This window comes from Allomuricauda sp. MMSF_3307 (assembly GCF_030733585.1).
GTDB lineage: Bacteria > Bacteroidota > Bacteroidia > Flavobacteriales > Flavobacteriaceae > Flagellimonas.
On sequence record NZ_JASHIQ010000003.1, the window covers coordinates 128,905 to 145,500 of the forward strand.

The following is a 16,596-nucleotide window of genomic DNA, read 5'->3' on the forward strand; positions in this document are numbered from 1 at the left end:
ATCTAATGGACGTGGGGCGTATAAAACCACCGCAACTTTGTACCCGTATAACTTATAGATATACATAGCTATGAAGACAACAAATGTTTATCCAACTATATGGGCTACACCCTATTACACACCGAGTGTGATGGCGGGCTGGTACGAAAGGAGTACCCAAGTAGCTGAATTGATTTTAAAGAACGATGTCGTAAACGACCTCAAGGTTTCGGAAATGAACCTGAATATAACGCGATTCTCTGCCATTGATGAGCAGGGGAAAGAACATTTCATCTTGGATTTTCCAGGTCAGAACCCGGTCAACCTTAAGGGAGTTGCGTCAGGAAATTTCATTCATTCCAAGAGTGTGCTTTCCCTTCCCGAAGGCTCGTACAAGGCACTACGTTTTTATTTGGCGGACTGGGGCAACCAGTTTATTTATGAAGATGGGATGGAAGAATCTGCCAACGCGTTCAACCGTTTGGATTTCCACATTGAGAACGGATTTGTGGTGGAGAACGGAAACACCCCAGAAGTAAAGTTATGGTTTGACTTTGCTCCCTACCAGTGGAAGCGACACTTTAAACCGCTTACGGATTTGTTTATGGGGAGCAAAAGTCAAAGACCACGATTGGCCAATAGTTTCGGCAATTGATCCATAGGCTATGAAAAGGAATGAAAAAGGCACCGTTTGGTGCCTTTTTTAGTTTAGGAGTCAATACTTCGCCCTAATCGCTTCAGTTTTTCCAATACTTCGTAGACCGAAAAGCTTCGCGCAAAGCGGTACATTTCCCTGCCATCGACCTTAATGATGACCACGGGAAGGGTAAACACCATGGACTGCCCGGTAAACTCCTCTTCCTCTTCCACATCCACCAAACGGATGCCCACTTTCGGGAAGTTTTCTTGAACCGCTTCAAGGAGTTTAGGCTTCAGGACCTTGCAGACCCCGCACGTTTTACTGCTGAAAAAAATCAATTCCGTCATGTGGTACCAGTTTTACCTAACTAATAATCGGAATACTCGGTAGGGTAGAGGAACCACATATCAATATGTGACATATTGTTCTTGTATTTGGGCATGGCAATGAGCTCTTTCCATTCGGGAGAGTTTACAAAGGCATCCCAGTGTTGGTTTCTGGTATCCATATCGGCATGGGTGGTCATGTACATTAAGTTGGGCATTTTGGGTCCGGAGAGCACTTCACCGTAAAACACAGCTTGAAAGTCCAATCGGTCAAAAAGTGGTATTTCGCCACCAGCATTGAACATATCCACCTTGTTCCAATAATATTTTTCCGTAGGAGATTCATAACTACGAAGTTCATAAACCCGTTCCGACCTTGGACTGTCCAAATTGGGCGTTTTCATTTGGGGCATATCGGGAAAGGCTCGCATCAGGATGGATTGGATACGATCATAAGGGGGATTATCGTAGTTCGCATCGATATATGTACTTCCAGTGCTTGCGTAGGTGCTGTCATTCATAATGTTTTCCTCCAACGCCCGAAATTGTTCCAAGTTTTCAAAAGGTAACAGCACAAAGGTTTTTTGTACCGTATCTGTTTCGGTTATACGTGATTTAAAAACCCCGACCTTGCCAATACCCTGTCTTTTTACAGCGGGCATAAAAGCGTTTTCCAGGTAATGGTCCACCGTGGCCTCTTGTTCTTCGGAGCTGAAGGAATAGATTTTGAATTGATAGAATTCGCGTTGGTTTGATGCGGTCTCTGGAGATTGCGTAGTTTCTTCGGTTTCAGTTTTTGGGTTGCCACAGCTTGCCAGGATGAGGCAAGCCAATAGCAGTTTGATAGTCTTCATGTAGCCTAGTTTGGTTTTTAAATGGATGCCCCAAGATACGGATTAATTCGATGAGGTTTTGACGGTCTTCGTGCCGTTTCAGCCCTTTTTCTTCGAAGCCAAAGCGATAAGTCCAAAAAGGGGACCTAGGGCCAAAACCATGTAAACCATGTTGGAGTTGGACCATATCCGCAGCTCGTTCACCAATTGAATGCTAACAATGGTAATGGCAAAGCCGATACAATTTACAATGGTCAGAGCGGTGCCTTTGATTTCTGCAGAAGCGTTTTGGGCCACCAAGGTGGAAAAGAGCGGAGAATCGGCAATTACGACCATGCCCCAGAACAGTAAAAAGGCGATGAACAGGGTGGCTGAACCTTGCATGAAAAGTAAGGGGGAAATCAAACAACAAAGCCCGGAGAGGAGAAGAGCGATGGAAGCTACGCGTTTGGTTCCGGCCACTTGCGACAGATAACCGCCCATTACGCAGGCCAAACCTCCCACGGCAATAATGACAAAGGATACTAACGGAACAGGGAAGTGGGTATTTGGATGTGCCAGCGCGTAGGTTTGCAGCATGATCGGGACAAAGGCCCAAAAGGTATACAGCTCCCACATATGGCCAAAATAGCCGAAGGCTGCCGAGCGGAAACTTCGGTTTTGGAACACTTGGATAAAGGCGGACAATTGAAACTGCTGGCTCCGTTTTCGGTAGGGACCATTGGGAACAAGTGTTATCATTAGGCTGCCGCCCAAAACCGCCAAGCCGGAAGTGGACACCAAAACGGTATTCCACGGCAGGGTATGGGTCATTTCCTTAAGTAAATGAGGGAATGCGGTACCGACCACCAGCGCACCCACCAAATAACCGAGTGACTTGCCCAGTCCTTTTTCGTAGTAATCGGCGGCAATCTTCATCCCTACGGGGTAGATTCCGGCTAGGAAAAAACCTGTAAAAAACCGAAAGGATAGGATGCTTGCCAGTCCGTTCCCGTCCCAAACCACACCCAAATTAAAGAGTGCTCCCAAAATAGCACAGCCAAAAAATACCTTGGATGGCGAAAACCGATCGGCAATGGATAAAATGGCAAACACCAAGGTACCGACGATAAACCCAAACTGCACCGCTGAGGTCAAATGTCCCACAGCGCCTTCACTTAACCCAAAGGTGGCGACCAAATCGCGCATGACCCCATTGCCCGCAAACCAAAGCGAAGTGCAGCAAAATTGCGATAGCACGATGATGGGAAGGATGCGGTTGGGTGGGTTCATAAATTGGTAAATAAAAAAATCAGCTCGGAAATTTTTCTTCCAGCTCAGGCCAAAGTGAATCAGCATTTATTTCAAAATACTCCATTTTTAATTCAGAAAGTTTCTCCTTGTATAAATAGAAAGCTTTGTCCAATTCATTCAATTCTTCTTGCAGTTCATCATTTTCGTATAATTCTGAAAAATCAAATATCTGATACATTGTCTTTGAACTTAACTTTTCATTTAGGACCTTAGTATTCTCATTATGTTTGAGAAGTATTTCAACCGCATTTAATAAAAGTTGATGGTTGTATGTGGCGCCAATCAAATCCAAAGCTTCAAAGGTTTCATCCACATATCTACCCGAAGAACTAGTAAAAAACTGAAGATAGCCTCCGTTGTTGACCTCCGCTTCCAGTTCGTTTATCAACCAAACCACTTGAAGCTGTCTGGGCATTTGCCTAAAAGATGCATCACTGTAATTATCCGCCTGCCTTAATTTATTGGTGAAGTAATAAAGTAATTCTTGCTTTTCTTCTGGGGTAGCTTTGTCATATTTCTCCTTGTTTAGTTTGGCGAATTTTACGCGGTAGTGCCATTCGCTTTTAGGTTCAGATTTTTCCGGGGCTCCAAAATCAACCAATCTAGGAAGCAAAAATCTTAAGACAACAATAATGGCAATGAAAATGGTTAGTTTCATTTGATATAATTTAAATCAATGCGCCTCCAACCAATTCTCACCAATACCCACTTCCACATCTAGCGGCACGGAGAGTTTATAGGCATTCTCCATTTCCGATTTGATGAGTTTTTTCATTTCTTCCAATTCCGGTTTGTAGCAATCGAACACCAATTCATCATGCACCTGCAGCAGCATTTTGGTCTTGTACTTTCCTTCGGAAAGCTTTTTATGGATGTTGATCATCGCAATTTTAATAATGTCCGCCGCACTCCCTTGAATGGGAGCGTTTACGGCGTTTCGCTCCGCAGCTCCGCGCACCACTTGGTTCCCCGCATTGATATCCTTTAAATATCTGCGACGGCCCAACACCGTTTGCACATAGCCGTGCTCACGGGCAAAATCTACCTGCTCGCTGATGTAATTGCGCAATTTGGGATAGGTCTTGTAGTAGGTGTCGATCAATTCCTTGGCTTCGGAACGGCTCAAATCCGTTTGGTTGCTCAACCCGAAGGCCGACACTCCATAAATAATCCCGAAGTTCACCGTTTTGGCATTGCTACGCTGTTCGCGGGTCACCTCCTCAATCGGTACATTAAAAACTTTGGATGCGGTGGAAGCATGAATGTCCTCCCCATTTTTAAAGGCAGAGATCATGGTGTCCTCCTCGCTCAGGGCGGCAATAATGCGCAGCTCAATTTGGGAGTAATCCGCCGCCAAGAGCACGTAATTCTCGTCCCTTGGGATAAAGGCCTTGCGAACTTGCCGTCCACGCTCGGTACGGATAGGGATGTTTTGCAAGTTGGGATTGTTGCTGCTCAAACGCCCTGTTGCAGCCACCGTTTGCATATAATCGGTATGCACCCGACCTGTTTTTTGCTGGACTTCGTTGGGCAGCGCATCCACGTAGGTGCTTTTTAGTTTTGCCAATCCACGGTAATCCAACACGTTTTTGATAATTTCGTGGTCCTTGGCCAAGTAGGACAGCACATCTTCCGAAGTGGAAAACTGACCCGTTTTGGTCTTTTTCGGTTTGTCCACCAATTTCAACTTGCCAAAAAGGATATCGCCCAACTGTTTGGGAGAGGCAATGTTGAATTCTTCGCCGGCATCAGCATAGATTTTCTTTTCCAGTTCCGCAATGTCCTTATCCAATTGTTCCGAAAGGCCACCTAGATAATCCTTGTCCAGATTGATACCTTCCAGCTCCATATCCGCCAGCACGCGGAGCAACGGAATTTCAATTTCATCAAACAATTTATCCGTATGGGCTTCCTTGAGTTCTGGAGTAAACTTTAGCCCCAGTTGAAACGTGATATCGGCGTCCTCCACAGCATATTCTGTTTGCTTTTCCAAAGGAACATCGCGCATACTGAGCTGGTTTTTGCCTTTTTTTCCGATGAGTTCGTTGATGGAAATGGGCGTATAGTTGAGGTAGGTCTCGGACAGCACATCCATGTTGTGGCGCATATCGGGGTTGATGAGGTAGTGGGCCAGCATGGTATCGAACAATTTTCCTTTGACCTCTACGCCATAATTTTGCATCACTTTGATGTCATATTTGAGGTTTTGTCCCACCTTTTCAATGATTTCCGATTCAAAGAAGGGACGTAATTTTTCAATCAACGGTTGTGCATCATTTTGATTGTCGGGGAAGGGCACGTAAAAACCCTTGCCAGGCGACCAACTAAACGCAATACCCACCAATTCAGCTTCCAGCGGATTCAAGGAAGTGGTCTCGGTATCAAAACAGACGGAGGGTTGCTTCATCAGCATTTCCAGAAAGAGTTCCATGCCCTTGCCATCCTGAACCTTCTGATAAAAATGGGGTACGTCGCCAATGGTCAATCGGCTGTTCACGTCCTTGATGGTGGCCGCTGCTTCCGAAGGGTCACCACCAAATAGGGTAAACTGACCACTGCCTGCCACCTTGGCCTCTTCCTTTGCGGTTTGGGTGCTCGTCACTTTGGTGGTCGCTTCCGCTTCTTCGGTAAATAATTTGATGAACTGGTCCTTTAGTCTTCGGAATTCCAATTCCTCAAAAATCTCTTGGACCTTCTCGGCATCAGGTGGACACATTTCGTAGTCTTCGGCATGGAATTGTACGTCACAATCCGTTTTGATCTCGGCCAATTTTCGGGATAAACGGCCCAACTCGGCATGTTCCTCCACTTTTTCCTTCATTTTGCCCTTCAGCTTGTCGGTATTGCTCAACAATCCTTCCATGGAATCGAACTGTTCGATGAACTTTTTGGCCGTTTTGTCACCTACGCCGGGCAGTCCGGGAATATTGTCGCTGGCATCGCCCATCATTCCGAGGTAATCAATCACCTGTTCGGGGCGTTTCACGCCAAATCGTTTTTGCACTTCGGGGATGCCCCAAATTTCGATGCCGTTTCCCATTCGTGCAGGTCGGTACATAAAAATATTTTCGCTCACCAATTGCCCAAAATCCTTGTCGGGAGTCACCATAAACACCTTGTAGTTTTCCTTTTCGGCCTGTTTGGCCAAGGTGCCGATGAGGTCGTCGGCCTCATACCCCTCCAACTCCACTACGGGAATCTTCATGGCTTCCAAAATTTGCTGGATGTAGGGCACGGCTATACGGATGGCATCCGGAGTTTCATCCCGGTTTGCCTTGTAGTCTTCGAACATTTCGGTCCGCTCCACGCTACCTCCCTTATCAAAGGCCACGGCCAAATGGTCGGGCTGTTCCCGTTTGATTACATCAAAAAGCGAGTTCATGAACCCCATAATGGCCGAGGTGTCCATCCCTTTGGAGTTGATTCGTGGGTTTTTAATGAGGGCATAGTAGCCACGGAAAATTAGCGCGTAGGCGTCTAAAAGAAACAGTCTTTTTTGGTCAGACATTTTATTCAGATATCAATGTTCAATAAAAAATAATGGTACCCAGAATGGGGTAGGGATTAAATGTACGAATTGCGTTTAAAAGATATGAGAATTGAGATATTAGATTTGAGAGGATTTGGGTTTAGCTTAAAGAGACGTGAGACGTGAGACGTGAGACAGGAGACAGGAGACAGGAGATGTGAGACAAGAAACAAGAGACAGGAGACAAGACGGGTAAAACCAGCCGTCCTGATTCTTGAATCCAAGAGCAAAGCGGTCTTGGGTCTTTTGTCTATCAGCGCAGCGGTCTAATTGCTACTCATAAAAACTGGTCACCTCTCGGTTTTCATGTCCATTGGCAGAATACTCCCGATACGTAAACCCGGGATGTACGCAGTAGCCACCTGTTTCTCCATTTTTGTTAATGGCCAAAAACCCAATTTGGAAATCCTTTCGGCCTGCATTTTTCTTCATGATGCGTTTTACGCCTTCTTCACAGGCTTCTTGCGGACTTTTGCCCTGTCGCATCAATTCCACGATCAAAAAGCTGCCCACCGTACGAATGACTTCCTCACCGACACCGGTTGCTGTTGCACCGCCCACTTCATTATCGATAAACAGTCCTGCCCCAATAATGGGTGAGTCGCCAACACGCCCTGCTACTTTGTAGGCCATGCCGCTGGTGGTGCAAGCGCCGGCAATATCCCCATTTTCATCAATGGCAAGCATTCCAATGGTATCGTGGTTTTCTATATTGATGGTGGTCTCGTATTGGGAGGTTTTTAGCCACTCTTTGTACTGTTTTCGTGTGCTTTCGGTGAGCAAATCCTCTTTTTGGAAGCCCTGTTCGTAAGCAAATTTCTCTGCCCCTTTTCCTGCTAGGATGATGTGTGGGGTTTCTTCCATCACTTTTCTGGCCACGGAAACTGGGTGTACAATATTTTGCATGCACACCACCGAACCACAATTCCCATCTTTGTCCATAATACAGGCGTCCAAGGTCACGTTTCCATCACGATCGGGACGGCCGCCCTTGCCCACGGTCTCGTTGGTTTCGTCCGCTTCTTCGACCCTAACACCTTGCTCCACGGCATCCAGGGCATTTCCACCCGATTTTAGCACTTCCCAAGCTTTCTCGGTAGCGTTGAAAAAGTTCCAGGTACACACCACAATGGGTTTGATGGGATTGGGAGTTGGAATTTTTGCAGCGGGAGCTACTTCGGGTTTTGTTTCGGTTTTACAAGCGACCAAATTGGAAGCGGCAACCAATCCGGCGGCGGAAAGGCTGGAATTTTTGAGGAATTTGCGTCGTTCCATGGGTTGGTATGTTTACTTTTATGGAGTTTAAAGATACAATATGCTGGTAGAAGTTTGCGCCAATTCGTTGGAATCGGCAAGGAATGCGGAAAGGGCAGGGGCGGACCGGATTGAACTCTGTTCGGAGCTGGGAGTGGGTGGCATCACCCCATCCGTAGGGATTATTCAATTGGTGAAAAAGGAGCTGACCATTCCTGTTCATGTGTTGATACGTCCCAGAGGTGGACATTTCACCTATTCCGATGCTGAGTTTGAGGTGATGCAGGCCGATATTTTGGCGTGCAAGGCGCTAGGAGTGCAGGGGATTGTTTCTGGGATTTTGATGGAAGATTTTGCGGTGGATGTAGAACGAATGAAGGTGTTGGTGGAACTGGCAAAGCCGTTGCATTTTACTTTTCACCGTGCATTCGATTGGGTAGCAGAGCCTTTGGAGGCCATCAAGCAGTTGGAAGAATTGGGGGTACAAACGATTTTGACTTCCGGAGGTGAAACCGCTGCAGGAGAAGGCATCAAAAATTTGGCGGCTTGGCAACAAAAAACGTCGATGACCCTAATGCCCGGGGGAGGGGTGTCGCCCCAAAACGCATCAAACTTCAAGGATATGGGACTCAAGGCTATCCATTGCTCCGGTACTTCTTTCGGGAAGGAATTGAAGCTGAGCGGAAAAATCAGCATGAATTCTTCCAAGCATTTGGTGGAACATCAGGTGGCCGTTTCCAATGTAGATACCCTAAAAGCCATCGTGCGTGCCGTTAAATAAATTTAAAAACCACTGTTTAATAGCAGATTAGCCCTAATTTTGTAAAAAAATTGTATGTCCCGATTTCTTGTTTTGGCAGTTCTTTATGTGGTGTTGGCCGTTTATGGCTTTCAGGCATTCCGAACGCTTTTTAAAAGCCCATTGATGCAATGGACTTACATTGTGCTCTTTTTGGCTGCCTTGATTTTCTTGACCGTTAAGGTAATGACCTACGACCCCGGAGATGGCTTTAAGGGTACTGCTGCCATTGCGGGGACCATTTTTGCCGCTTTCTTTCTTTTGGCCTTGGTATTGGGTTTCTTTCTATTGTTGGAGGATGTGGTCCGTTTGATAGGCTACGGATACAACAAAATCGTTGGGATTTCGGATTCGGATGCAGGTTACTTTCCTTCGCGAAGAAAGTTCATCAGTGGTATTGCATTAGGTTTGGCCGCTTTGCCCTTTGGGGCTTTGCTATATGGCATGTACCGTGGTAAATACAACTATCAAGTATTGAAATACGAACTGGAGTTCGATGACCTTCCGGACGCTTTCCATAATTATCAGATTACACAGATTTCCGATGTGCACAGCGGCAGTTTTGATGATTATAAAAAGGTGGAATACGGAGTAAATCTCATCAACGATCAACAAAGTGACGTCATCTTTTTTACAGGGGATATCGTAAACAATCGCTCCACGGAGTTGGAACCTTGGAAAGATGTCTTTTCCCGTTTGGAGGCCAAGGATGGTGTATTTTCCATTTTGGGCAACCACGATTACGGGGATTATGCTGTTTGGGATACCGAAGAGGAGAAAGCACAAAACTTGGAGGATTTAAAGGCCATGCAAAAGGAAATGGGTTTTGATCTCTTGTTGAACTCCAACCGTTTTTTGGAAAAGGATGGACAGAAAATTGCCTTGGTAGGTGTGGAGAATTGGGGCAGAGGTGGCTTCAAGAAAGCCGGCGATTTGCAAAAGGCCAAAGAGGGCGTTTCCCCAGAGGACTTTAAAATATTGTTGAGTCACGACCCATCCCATTGGGAAGATGTGGTGCTCCATGATGATTACCATTTCCATTTGACCTTAAGCGGACATACCCACGGCATGCAGTTTGGTGTGGAGATTCCAGGTTGGATTAAGTGGAGCCCGGTAAAATGGCGCTACAAATATTGGGCTGGTATCTACAAAGAGTTAGATCAATTTATCAATGTGAACCGAGGTTTTGGATTCATCGGTTATCCCGGTCGCTTTGGTATCTATCCAGAGATTTCTGTAATCACATTAAAAAAGAAGGGATTCGCTTAAATGGATTTCCTCTTATGGCCTAAACTTCACAGGCTGTAAAAAACATTCACATTTTTTCTTACATTTGACTGTAAACCTTAGAATACATGTCCAAATTCGGAGAACTTATAGATTTACAGGTCCCAGTATTGTTAGACTTTTATGCAGAATGGAACGAGCAATCGACCGCCATGCACCCTGTGCTGAGCGATGTGGCCGCTGCCCTTGGGGATAAAGGCAAGGTTATTAAGATTGATGTGGACAAGAATAAAGAACTATCCCAAGCCCTTCGGATTAAAGGGCTGCCCACTTTGATGATCTACAAAAAAGGGGAGATGGTATGGCGACAGAGCGGTGAGCAGGACGCCAATACGTTAATAGGAATCCTAAACGAATATATCAAATAAAAAAAAACGAGGTGTTGACCTCGCTTTTTTTATGCTATTGTTCCTCATCCGGGATAATGGATTCCGGAATGGTATCGGGTGCATCCAATAGAACTGTGTCTTTCATATCTGGATCTATGGGGATGGGTTCCTCCAACACATCCTCTTCCTCATCTACAAATTGGGAGAACATGTCAATATATTCATTGAAGATGATGGTTTCCGATTCGGCCAGTTCCTTGTCCCCGTTTTCAATTAAGATGTCAATGTTTCTTCTGTAGGCCTGCATATCGGAGAGGATGTCGTCTATTTTATCGTACTGCTCATCCAAAGGAATGTTGGCGTAGTATTCCAGATGTTCCTGATATACTTTCTTGAGTTTGCCAAACAGCTCTCGCGCCTTTTCGGTCTCGCCCACTTTGTAATAGCCGTCCACAAAGGGTTCCACAAAGGCATAGAAACCATAGTGGTCCACAGGCATGTTGTCCATGGCAATATTGATGACGTCCTTCGCCTTGTCAATGTTGTTCTCGGCAATTAAGGTTTCCATCAATCGGGCCAAATTGCTTCGGAAGGACAATCCTTGTGAGCGAGTCTGGGGGTCGTGGTAAATATCGTCACTGCCAGAGTTGCCCCAATCCCAATCTTTTACAATGTCGTACATCAACTCGGAGTCGATGCGTCCCATTTCGAAAGAATTGCGGTTCGGGGTTTTTATGGGTACCAGTTTGTAAACAAGGCCATCCAGTTGAAGGTAGTCCTTCATCCAAATGTACTCTGCACTGTCAAAACTTCCGCCAGAGAAGTAAATGGGTCGTTTCCAATCGTTGTTGGCAATGAGGTCCAGCATCATGATCCTGTTTTTGGCCAAGGCGCTTTGCGGTAGGTCAATATCGATATAATCGACAATAAGGGCCGAATCTTTTTCCTTGACCAATCCACTTTCCAACACATTTTGCTTGTTGACCGGAATCCTGATTTTATTGGTAGGATAGTACACAATATCCAAGGTACTTTCCGAGAAATTGCTCAAATCGGCTCCTTGATTGGTCAAGATGTGCCTAAACTTGGTCTGAGGCTTGTCGCTACCTATCCAGTTTACAAAATCCTTGATGTTCCACCTATTATCGGTGATACCTTGATAGTAAACTGCATCTCGGGTTCCATAGCTGTATTTGTCGTGCGTGAGTTGCGATGGGATAGGGTCGCTTTCATAGGCCTTTCGCTTCATCTGGTCAATGTACCAGTCGGTAGCAAAAAGGCTGGTATTGATCACACGGACATCGGTTCTATAATTTTCAATTTCCTGGGCGTACCAAATGGGGAAGGTGTCATTGTCCCCGATTGTAAACAGTATGGCTCCAGCATCCTCCTGACACGAATCCAAATAGGCCTTTGCGGTTGCCGGGGCGGTATATCTGCCAGAACGGTCATGATCGTCCCAGTTTTGGAAAGCCATCAACAACGGTACGGCCAACAGGCAAATCGTAGTGATGGCAGGTGCGGCAATTTTGGCCGATATCAACTTTTTAAACTCTTCAAAAAGGCCATACACCCCTAAGCCGATCCAGATACAGAAGACATAAAACGAACCCACGAGGGAATAATCCCTTTCCCGTGGCTGGAAGATGTAGGGATTCGTATAAAATTGAATGGCAAGGCCCGTAAACATAAAGAACACAAAGAGGACCCAGAACTGTTTGGGGTTTCGTGATATTTGGAAGACAATACCCAAAATACCCAACAGCAAGGGCAAAAAGAAATAGGTGTTGCGCCCTTTGTTGTTTTTCCAATCGCTGGGAAGATTTTCTTGGCTTCCCAATCGAATGCTGTCCATAAAATTGATGCCGCTCAGCCAGTTTCCGTTTTCGTCGTATCTGCCCTGTACGTCGTTCTGTTTCCCAACAAAGTTCCACATAAAGTAGCGCATGTACATATAGCTGAACTGGAAATCAAATAGGTACTCCAAATTTTGCCCCAATGTTGGTGGCTGTACCTCGATATATTCCCCGAACTCCCTTAAAAAGCGGATATATTGTTCGGTGTCCAGTTCTCCTTGGGAGTAGGCTGTTTTAAATTGGTTGACGGCTTCCCGCAGGTCATTGTTGGAGATGTACTCCGATTTGATTCGGAAATCCAGTGCGCCAAAATATTTCATGTAGTTCTCGGCATGTTGGTCGCTCCACATCCTCGGTAAAAATCCTACGTGTTTTTCGTTGGGTCCGGGTATGGCACCTTTATAATGGTTGACCACCACATATTTACCGAGCTCCAGGTCTTTTTCATATTTAGGGCTGTCGTCCCTGTCCTCTCCCGAAGGTGCAAAGGCATCCGAATAATAGGCACCATACACTGGGCTGTCCACACCAGGATACTGTTCCCTATTGTAGTAGGCCAAAAGGGCACGTGCATCGGCCGGGTTGTTTTCGTTTACAACGGTTTTGGCATTTGCACGGATGGGAAGCATCAACCAAGAGGAAAACCCAAGGATGAGGAACATCAGACATAATACTACTATGTTGGCATTGTAATAGTTGTGCTTTCGGGTGTACTTCAATCCAAAATAGAAAGCGGCCACAAAGAGCAGTCCCATGATAATAGATCCCGAATTAAATGGCAGTCCAATCTCGTTGATAAAAAATACTTCGCTCCAACCAAAGAGTTCCAAAACGTAGGTCAACGAGAATTTATAGACTAAAATCAAAATACCGACCACGATGATGTTGGCCAGCAAAAAGTTTTTTACGGTCGTGGTCTTGTATCTTTTAAAATAATAGAGCAATCCGATGGATGGAATGGCCAAAAAGCCCATAAACTGGATTCCGAAGGTAAGTCCTATCACAAAGCAAATGAGCATGAGCCAGCGGTGACTCCGAGGGTCGTCCAAGTTGTCCGTCCATTTAAGCCCCAGCCAAAGCAACAATGCCATAATCAAGCTTGCCATGGCGTATACTTCCGTTTCTACGGCATTGAACCAAAAACTATCTGAAAAGGTGAAGGCCAGTGCGCCGACCAATCCGCTCCCTAAAATGGCAATGGCCTTGCTGTTGGTGATTTCAGCTTTTTTACCGACCAATTTGCCCGCTAGGTTGGTAATGGTCCAAAAGGTGAACAAAACCGCAAAGGCACTGGAAACTATGGATACGGCATTGACCATGAGGGCAATCTTGGTCTCATCGCCAAAGGCGAACATGGCAAAGAAAGCGCCGATCATTTGCAACAATGGAGCTCCCGGTGGGTGCCCAACCTGCAATTTTGCGGAGGTGGAAATATATTCCCCTGCATCCCAAAAACTTCCTGTGGGTTCTACCGTTAGGGCGTACACAATAAAGGCTATGGCGAAGGAAACCCACCCAAGGATGGTATCCCATTTTTTGAAGTCTTTTGCAAACATAGTAGTTGGTTGTTAACCGAATTGTGGCGAATTTAGTAAATCTCGAACAGAAGCCTAACCCTTTTTGGAAAAGCTTTAACACCAAAATGGCATAAAAATGAGATGTATTCTTTTCAAAAATATTTGTTGATACCAAAGTTTGTTTTAAATTTGCACGCTCAAAAGCTGATAGCATTTAGCTTTTATGGTACTGGCCTATGGTGTAATTGGTAACACAGCTGATTTTGGTTCAGTCGTTCAAGGTTCGAGTCCTTGTAGGCCAACGAAAAAGCCCCGCAAATGAAAGTTTGCGGGGCTTTTCTTTTGGGTGATACCCTTATTGACTATTCGCTATCGAAAAGTTCATCGATTTTGGCGATGGCATTTTCGTAATGATACTTCGTCATCGTGTTTACGTTTGCGTTTTTGGCCCTGTTCAGGGTCCTTTTTAGCGTAGTCAGTTCTCCGCGTACCAATGTTCTTACATCGGAAGTTTCCACATTATAATTGGAAGCATTGTCATCCGTGAGCAAATCCGCCATATAGTCCAAATAGGTGTTCTGTAAATTTCTACGGTACAGTTCCACATTCCTGCTTCGATAGGCTTCGCTCCAAAGCCCCTTTCTCAAATCGCTCAACATTTCGTAGGCACTGTAATTGTCGTCTTGAGTCGTTTCGGAATTGATCAACCTGCCCAAGGTTTCCAATCCCATCAACTGGTTGAGTTGCGAAGACTGTACCCTTCTCACATTTTCAAAGTACGCGGTATGGTCAATGTTCTGCAATACTGAAGTGTCCAAAAGCCATTCTGGGGTTTCAAAAATATTTTTGTGCAACCATTCCATCGATTTGCGCTGTTCCTCGGCGCTCAGGGCGGTATAGACCGTACCCTCTTGTTGCGGTGTCTTGATATTTTCATATACACCACCCACGTTGCGGGCCACATGCCGCACATATCGATTGAAAACTCCTAAAAGTTCCCCGTAAAGTTCCTCCAAATCATCATAATTGTTGGTTTGGTCCGAGGTCCAAGAAGGGAGCTGGGTCATCACATATTTTAAATTTTTGATGCCGTAGGTACTCGCTTTTATGGGGTCGTCACCGATGCACTCTGTTTGCGACTGCGGATCAAAATAGCTGGACTGACGGCCATACTTGAACTTGGGGTCGTCCGCCTTTTCCAAAATCCATTGGTTCAAGGTTGCCTTTTCATCTTCAGGTTCCTGGATATTGGGCAGCCATCTGTATCCCCAGTTGACCGCGTAGTGATCGTAGGGGCCCATTTGGCGAATGAAACGGATATTTTCATCACCGGGCTGTGCCACATAATTGTACCGGGCGTAATCCATGATACTTGCCGCGATACCGTTCTTTTGTGTAAAACTACCGCTGCGAAGTGAGTCCACAGGATAGGCATAGCTGGCGGCCATATTGTGCGGGAAACCCAATGCGTGTCCCACTTCGTGGGCAATGACCATTCGCATCATTTCACCGATTTCTTCCTCTGGGGTATCCAAAGTACGTGCAGACGGATTGGCGGCTCCTGTTTCCAATAAATATCGGTTGCGATAGCTGCGTAAGTGGTTGTGGTACCATATAATATCACTTTCAATAATTTCCCCACTTCTAGGGTCGGATACGCTGGGACCGACCGCATTTCGCGTGGTGCTTGCCACATAACGTACCACGGAATAACGGATGTCCTCTGGGCTGAATTCCGGGTCTTCCTCTGGGGTCGGGGCATCCTTTGCGATGATTGCATTTTTGAATCCGGCCGTTTCAAAGGGCTTTTGCCAGTCTTCAATACCTTGCTTAATGTATTTTTGGAGGTTTTCGGGGGTTCCCGGGTCCAAATAGTAAACAATGGGTTTTACAGGCTCAACCAACTCTCCCCTAGCATAGGCCTCAGGGTCCTTGGGCTCCAATCGCCAACGGCGGATGTACCTTTTTTGGTCGGCCTTCAATTTAGGACTTCCATAATCGATTTGAGATACGGTGAAGAAACCTACCCTAGGGTCGTTTAACCTGGGTGTCATGGGTTCTTCGGGCAACAAAATCATGGATTGGTTCATTTGTAGGCTGATGGAGCCCGTGTCCGAAAAAGAAGGTGGTTCCGAAGCATCGTAAGTGAAGTCCTGTTTTACCTCGATGTTCTCTGGAAAACTTTTGATGCTGTTGATGAAACTACGGGACTGGTCCAACTTTTTGACCTTGTAACGTTGTCTTAACCGGGACGATAAACCACTGATGGCTGCCACATCGGTGGTGAAGAGTTTATCAACCTGAATGACCGCGGCAGTGGAATCTGCATTGAAGGCTTTGATATCAAAAGCAAACAATATGGGTTCAAAATTGTTGACTTTCACCGAACTGCTAATGGCCTTGGTGCTGTCCGCAATGTTGGTGTACGATTTGACCCTAAGTAAGATCTTGTTTTGGTAACGTTGCCAGTGGACCACTTGTTCATTGGTCTTGGAACCGGCATTTACGTAGCCTCCCCCGAGGTTGTCGGGAATCTGGGCTATCCGGCTTACCCAAAGCATGTCCTTTTCCAAGCGGTCGAAGGGAATTTCGTAAAAATAATCCTGTTCCATTTGGTGTACCTTGAACAGGCCGTCGTCGGTAATCGCATCTTCGGTGATGACATCACTGTATTTTTTGATGCCGTTTTTGTCTTTTTTAGGTTTTTCTGCGGTGGCTTCCTTTTTGTTTTTGTTCTTTTTCTTGCCAAAAAGTTGTGCTTGGGCGGTATGTGTCAATACAAGCGAAAAGAGTCCAAAAATCAGGAGTTTTTTAATCATGGTCGGTTTCAGTTTAAATTCCAAAAGGGACAAAGTAGGAAAAAGTAGGCGAACCTATTTTCTTTTTATGAAACATTAACAAGTACTGTCCGCAAACGTCTTTGCGAATTCAATTTAGGCCCGAGTCAAATCACA

The 16,596-nt window shown here is 45.6% G+C and carries 12 protein-coding genes and 1 tRNA gene; 5 read left to right on the plus strand and 8 right to left on the minus strand.

All coding sequences use genetic code 11. The features are described from left to right. The first annotated feature begins 70 nt into the window (after positions 1-70). Complete coding sequence (locus tag RBB12_RS08980) at positions 71-634, plus strand: hypothetical protein (protein WP_306013720.1); 564 nt, start codon at positions 71-73, stop codon at positions 632-634. Positions 635-687: 53 nt separating this feature from the next. Here RBB12_RS08980 and RBB12_RS08985 read toward each other — a convergent pair whose 3' ends face one another. The 6 genes from RBB12_RS08985 to RBB12_RS09010 all read right to left on the minus strand — a co-directional run bounded on the left by RBB12_RS08985 (position 688) and on the right by RBB12_RS09010 (position 7,875). Then, the gene (locus RBB12_RS08985) at positions 688-966 is read right to left on the minus strand and encodes a co-chaperone YbbN (RefSeq protein ID WP_306013719.1); all 279 of its coding nucleotides are present in this window, start codon (positions 964-966) and stop codon (positions 688-690) included. Positions 967-986: 20 nt separating this feature from the next. Next, the gene (locus tag RBB12_RS08990; RefSeq protein ID WP_306013718.1) at positions 987-1,799 is read right to left on the minus strand and encodes an NIPSNAP family protein; all 813 of its coding nucleotides are present in this window, start codon (positions 1,797-1,799) and stop codon (positions 987-989) included. Positions 1,800-1,877: 78 nt separating this feature from the next. Further along, entirely contained in the window at positions 1,878-3,050 is a 1,173-nt protein-coding gene (locus RBB12_RS08995; RefSeq protein WP_306013717.1) for a nitrate/nitrite transporter, read from the minus strand. Positions 3,051-3,069: 19 nt separating this feature from the next. After that, positions 3,070-3,729 (minus strand): DMP19 family protein, encoded by a 660-nt coding sequence (locus tag RBB12_RS09000; protein WP_306013716.1) that lies wholly within the window; start codon positions 3,727-3,729, stop codon positions 3,070-3,072. 15 nt (positions 3,730-3,744) lie between these two features. After that, positions 3,745-6,579, minus strand: a complete 2,835-nt coding sequence (gene polA / locus RBB12_RS09005) for a DNA polymerase I (protein WP_306013714.1) — start codon at positions 6,577-6,579, stop codon at positions 3,745-3,747. A gap of 294 nt (positions 6,580-6,873) precedes the next feature. Continuing rightward, on the minus strand, positions 6,874-7,875 hold the full coding sequence (locus RBB12_RS09010; RefSeq protein ID WP_306013713.1) for an isoaspartyl peptidase/L-asparaginase family protein: 1,002 nt from the start codon (positions 7,873-7,875) through the stop codon (positions 6,874-6,876). A gap of 40 nt (positions 7,876-7,915) precedes the next feature. Between RBB12_RS09010 and RBB12_RS09015 the strand changes: the two genes are divergently transcribed. The 3 genes from RBB12_RS09015 (at position 7,916) to RBB12_RS09025 (ending at position 10,308) form a co-directional block, all read left to right on the plus strand. Beyond that, positions 7,916-8,635 (plus strand): copper homeostasis protein CutC, encoded by a 720-nt coding sequence (locus RBB12_RS09015; RefSeq protein ID WP_306013712.1) that lies wholly within the window; start codon positions 7,916-7,918, stop codon positions 8,633-8,635. Between the two features lie 54 nt (positions 8,636-8,689). Continuing rightward, positions 8,690-9,922, plus strand: coding sequence for a metallophosphoesterase (locus RBB12_RS09020; RefSeq protein ID WP_306013710.1), 1,233 nt, complete (start codon positions 8,690-8,692; stop codon positions 9,920-9,922). 86 nt (positions 9,923-10,008) lie between these two features. Then, the gene (locus RBB12_RS09025; protein ID WP_127142270.1) at positions 10,009-10,308 is read left to right on the plus strand and encodes a thioredoxin family protein; all 300 of its coding nucleotides are present in this window, start codon (positions 10,009-10,011) and stop codon (positions 10,306-10,308) included. 34 nt (positions 10,309-10,342) lie between these two features. Here RBB12_RS09025 and RBB12_RS09030 read toward each other — a convergent pair whose 3' ends face one another. Continuing rightward, positions 10,343-13,681: a DUF2723 domain-containing protein gene (locus RBB12_RS09030; protein WP_306013709.1), complete on the minus strand. Its 3,339-nt coding sequence runs from the start codon at positions 13,679-13,681 to the stop codon at positions 10,343-10,345. 191 nt (positions 13,682-13,872) lie between these two features. Here RBB12_RS09030 and RBB12_RS09035 point away from each other — a divergent pair. Next, positions 13,873-13,944, plus strand: a tRNA-Gln gene (locus tag RBB12_RS09035). A 60-nt stretch (positions 13,945-14,004) separates the two neighbouring features. On the opposite strand, the gene RBB12_RS09040 is transcribed toward RBB12_RS09035, so the two are convergent. After that, positions 14,005-16,461: a zinc-dependent metalloprotease gene (locus RBB12_RS09040; protein WP_306013708.1), complete on the minus strand. Its 2,457-nt coding sequence runs from the start codon at positions 16,459-16,461 to the stop codon at positions 14,005-14,007. Positions 16,462-16,596: the final 135 nt, after the last annotated feature.